The organism is Halomonas sp. BM-2019, from assembly GCF_017584085.1.
This window is the reverse complement of the sequence record NZ_CP071922.1, coordinates 2,562,333-2,567,328: the sequence shown is the minus strand read 5'-3', so window position 1 is coordinate 2,567,328 and position 4,996 is coordinate 2,562,333. Positions and strand designations below refer to the sequence as shown.

The window sequence follows — 4,996 nt, the reverse complement described above, 5'->3', positions numbered from 1 at the left end:
GGCATCATCGTCGGCGCGGTGAGCCAGACCGGGGTGGGGCTGCGGCTCACCGAGATCATCCAGATGCTCAGCGCCGCCATGGCCTCGGGCATTGGCCTGGTGACCCTGCCGGTGGTGGAGTTCTTCGGCGGCGACGTGGCGGGCTTCGATACCACCACCCAGTTCGCCATCGTGCTGCTGATCACCGCCGTGGCCAGCCTGATCCTCGGCCTCGGGCTGCCCACCACCGCCAATTACGTGGTGATGGCGACCCTCACCGCGCCGGTGATCTATCACCTGGGCAACGAGTTCGGCTTCGGCATCCCGCTGCTGGCGGCCCACCTCTTCGTGTTCTTCTTCGGCATCCTCGCCGACGACACCCCGCCGGTGGGCCTGGCCGCCTACGCGGCCGCCGGCATCGCCAAGAGCGATCCCATCCGCACCGGGGTGCAGGGCTTCATCTATGACATGCGCACCGCCATCCTGCCTTTCATGTTCATCTTCAACGTCTCGCTGCTGCAGATCGGCGTGAGCGGCTGGCTCGAGATCCTGCATATCTTCGCCAGCGCCCTGCTGGGCATGATGGCCTTCGCCGCCGGGGTGCAGGGCTTCGTGCGCCTGAAGACCCTGCTGGCCGAGCGCCTGGTGCTGCTGGGGGTGGCCTTCATGCTGATCCAGCCCAACTGGTTCACCGACCTGCTCGGGCTGAGCCTCTATGGGCTGGTCTATCTCTCCCAGTGGCTGCGCCAGCGTCGCCGCGCCGATGCCGCCTGACCCCCGGCGGGTTCAGGAGGAGCCGCCGCCCGACTTGGAGTCGGCCATCAGCATGTCGTGCTCTCGGGGAGGCTGGCACTGGGTGCGCGCCCCCTGGGCCAGGTAGGGGCGCAGGATTGGCTCCATCCCCTTGAGCACCTGCACCGGCAGCGCCGAGGTAAAGCGGAAGCGGTCGGATTCACTGCCGGCGACATAGGCGGTGAGGGTGCCGAAGTGGTCGTCGCCCAGATAGAAGACGAAGGTGGCGGTGCGGTTGCGCGCCTCGGAGTGGACCACCTGGCCCGAGCGGGTCACCGTCTGGAAGCGGTTGTTGCCGGTACCGGTCTTGCCGCCCAGGGTCAGCGGGGCGTCGTCCTCCAGGCTGAAGCTGCCCTGCAGGCGGCGTGCCGTGCCCCCCTCCACCACCTGGGAGAGGGAGCGGCGCAGCGTCTCGGCGACTTCCGGCGCCATGACCTGGCGGGCGCGGACCTCGTCTGGCAGGAAACGGGTCTCGTAGGGGGTGCCCTCTGCCAGGTGCAGGTCATCGATGCGCAGGGTGGGCAGGCGAACGCCGTCGTTGAGGATGATGCCCATCAGCTCGGCCAGGGCCGCGGGGCGGTCGCCCGAACTGCCCACCGCGGTGGCCAGCGATGGCACCAGGTGGTCGAAGGGGTAGCCGAGCCGCGCCCAGCGCTGGTGAATGTCCAGGAAGGCCTCGACCTCGAGCATGGTGCGGATGCGCAGGTCCCGGGCGCTGCGGTGGCGGGTGCGCAGCAGCCAGCCGTAGACCTCCTGGCGCGCCTCGCGGCTGGCGGCTTCGGCGTCGGCGTAGCTGGCTTCCGGCTGGTCCTGCAGGAAGCCCACCAGCCACAGCTCCAGGGGGTGAACGCCGGCGATATAGCCCTGGTCGGATAGGGTCAGGGCACTGGGGTCGCTGCGCTCGAAGAGGACGCTGGGCTGAAAGCCGGCGCTACGCCCGCCCAGGCGCTCGGCGATGAAGGCGGTGAAGCCGATGGGGTCCGCCTCCGGGTAGAGGTAGCGATAGACCGCCGCCAGCCGCCGCGCGTCCGGGCGTAGCCCGCCCAGGAAGGCTTCCAGCCTCGCCTGGCTGTCGAGCCGATGATACTTGCGCCAGAAGCGCTGCAGGAAGACCCGCCCCTCCCGGTCGGCGAAGCTCGCCAGGTAGTCGAGCCGCCGCGGGTCGCTGTCATCCTCGAGGAGCTGACGACGGTTCTCGCTCTGGTGGATGCTGTAGTGGACCAGGTCGCGCAGCAGGCGCACGAAGGGCAGGTTGAGGGACTCGCGCATCGCCTCCTCGAGGGTGGGGTTGCGGCCGTTGTCCTCACGGCGGAAGTTGCTGAAGGTATGGCGACCGCCACCGGTGAAGAAGGCCTCGTGGGGGCTGGCCGAGTAGCGGCGCTGCATGGCCTGGGCCAGCAGCGCCTGCCGGGAGAGGTCGGGCTCGGCGATCAGGCGGTCGATCACCCAGCGGCTGAGGTGATCCTGGCGATCCACCTCGATATCCCGCAGCGTCTGGGTCGGCACGCCGGCGTGACGGTCGTGCAGTTCCGCGATCACCTCCAGGTAGGTGGCCAGGACCCTGAGCTTGGCGGTGGAGCCGAGCTCCAGCTTGCTGCCCTCGTTGATATCGAAGGGCTGGCCGCTGTTGTCGGTCTGGACCCGGACCCGGAATCCCTCCTCGCTGCGTTCGAAGAGGGTGAAGCTGTAGCGCACCTCGCCGGTCTTCTCGGGGGAGAGCAGGCGCTCGCCGAAGAGGCCGATCTCGCCCGCGAACTCGGGGTCGGCCAGCCGGTGCAGGTAGGCGGTGACCTCGCCCTGCAGGTCGCTGTGCAGGGTGGTGCGGGCGGTCAGGTCCAGGCGATCCAGGTCATGCAGCGACACCCCGAGCAGGCCGGCCAGCCGTCCGCGTGCTACCTGGATGCCCTTGTCCCGGGGAACCCGATGGGCCACCGGCGCCTCGCCGAAGTCCCGGAAGCTCAGGCGTTGGGTCAGCGCCGCATCGCGTAGCGCCGTCGGCAGCACGCCCTCATCGGCCAGCAGCCTCAGGTGGCTGTCGGTGAGGCGCTCCAGGGCGGCACGCCCGCCGTTGAGGTACCAGGAGGGACGGCGCTGGGCGATCATCAGCGCCAGCACCTGGCGCACCGCCAGCCCCTGCTGCTCGCTGGCCGGCGCCTGGCTGAAGGCCGGAACCAGCAGGCGATTGATCTCGTCGAGGTCGGCGCCGAACCAGATCCACAGGCCGTCGGCCAGGCCGTGGACCTCGCCATGGCCAGGGGCGGCGGCCAGCGGCACGCTATTGAGGTAGTCCAGCGCCACGTCCTGGCGGGCGGTAAGGGTCTCCGGCCCGTGACGATAGCCCCTGACGCTTGCCGAGATCATCTGGCGCAGCTTCTCCATGGGCGTATCCGTGCGACCGCCGGGGGAGTGACGGTACTTCTCGATCTGGGTGGCCAGGGTGCTGCCGCCGGCGGCCTGGCCGGGCAGCTCCAGGGCGCGGTTGACCTGGGAGAGGGCGGCGCGGGCGAAGCGTGGCCAGTCCACGGCAGGATTGGCGTTGGGGGCGCTGGCATCGAGCAACTGGCGGTTCTCGATGAACAGCAGCATGTCCAGCACCAGCGGCGGAATGGCATCGAAGTGGGGGTAGTAGTGGCCTGGATGCCGGTAGCTGTAGAGGGTGTCGCCGGTGCAGCCTTCCAGGGTGAGGCCGGCCCGAGTCTTCTCGTCGTAGGGGGGGAAGAAGCCGCGGCTGACATAGTCTATCAGCGCCGGGGAGAAGCGAGCCTGTCGCTCCACGCTGAAGTCGCGCTCCAGCAGCCGGGCCTGGAACTCCGGCAGCCGGGTATAGCCGAGTCGCTCGTCGAAGGGGCCATGGGCGGGGAACAGCAGCCGCTCGCTGCGCCCCGGTGCCAGGCTCCAGGTCAGGGAGGCGGCATAGCGCGAGAGCTCCTGGGACTGGAAGCGGGAAGTGCGCGCCTCGGCCACCAGCAGGGTGGCCAGGGCACTGGCCACCAGCAGGGCGATCAGCAGCAGCCCTGGGCAAGGGGGCGGCCAACAGCCCTGCGCCGGGTGGTCTGGGCCAGCCAGGGTCGAGCAGCGGCTCCTCCTCGAAGGCCCGCGTGCTGCGCGAAAGGGGGTCCTGCCTGTCCATGCGTTCCCTCCACCCCTGACCTTTCGAATATGAAGGCCACTTTCATAAGCGTAGAACGGTTTTGGCTCAGGGAAAGACAAGGAAAGACTATTGCTGGGACGGTTGTCGATAGACGCCGAAGTAGGTCAGCCCACGGTCGTGGAGATGCAGGGCCTGCAGGCGGCTCATCACCCCCCGGTCACAGTAGAGCAGGTAGCGCCGGTCGCGGGGCAGCGTCTCGGCGAGTGCCTGTAGCTCGTAGAAGGGGATGGCGAGGTCGGCCACCGCGAGGGGGGCCGCCTCGCGCTCCTGGGGCGGGCGGATGTCGATGACGCTGGTATCGGTCGCCGCGGCCAGGGCGGCGGCGGAGTCCAGCGTGGGGATCTCGTGGGGCTCGGCGGCCGGCGGCTTCGCCAGCGCATCCGAGCGGGTGACCTCGGCGGCCGCGATGGCGGAGTCGAGTACCGAGAAGTCGAAGGCGGCCTCGGCGTCCGCCACCTGGTCACGCCGCGCCCGGGTATGGGGGCGCCGGGAGATGACGCCGCAGTACTCCGGCATGGTCTCGGCGAAACGAGCGGTATCGATCCGGCGCGCCTGGGCAATGATGTCCTGCTTGTCTTCGGTGAGCAACGGGCGCAGCACCGGCAGCTCGCTTGCCTCGTCGATCAGCGACAGGTTGGTGAGGGTCTGGCTCGAGACCTGGGCGATGGCGTCGCCGGTGACCAGTGCCGGGACTCGAGCGCGCCGGGCGATGCGCGAGGCGGCTCGCACCATCATGCGCTTGAGCACCACGCCCATGACGCCGTCGGGCACCGTCCTGAGGATCTCGGCCACCACCGGCTCGAAGGGCACCGAGATGAAATTCACTCGATGGGAGAGGCTGTAGCGCTGCCAGAGATGGTGCGTGACCTGGCGCACGCCGGCTTCATGGGCGGGGCCGCCCAGGTTGAAGAACAGGAAGTGGGTCTTGATGCCGCGCCGGATCATGCGCCAGGCGGCCACCGGCGAGTCATAGCCCCCCGAGATCAGCGCCATGGCCTGGCCCTGCAGGCCCAGCGGGTAGCCGCCGAGCCCTGTCCAGCGCCGGCGGATCAGGCGCAGGCGGGTGTCGATCAC

Annotated in this window: 3 protein-coding genes; 1 reads left to right on the top strand and 2 read right to left on the bottom strand. The window is 69.5% G+C overall.

Annotation, left to right across the window (positions count from 1 at the left end; translation table 11 throughout):
* The coding region (locus J5F18_RS12815; protein WP_346299001.1) for a DUF3394 domain-containing protein at positions 1–753 on the top strand (753 nt) is incomplete at its 5' end.
* Positions 754–765: 12 nt separating this feature from the next.
* Here J5F18_RS12815 and J5F18_RS12810 read toward each other — a convergent pair.
* Complete coding sequence (locus J5F18_RS12810) at positions 766–3,762, bottom strand: transglycosylase domain-containing protein (RefSeq protein WP_346299000.1); 2,997 nt, start codon at positions 3,760–3,762, stop codon at positions 766–768.
* A 226-nt stretch (positions 3,763–3,988) separates the two neighbouring features.
* Positions 3,989–4,996 (bottom strand): thiazole biosynthesis protein (gene thiI, locus J5F18_RS12805; protein ID WP_346298999.1); only part of this gene is annotated, 1,008 nt, incomplete at its 5' end.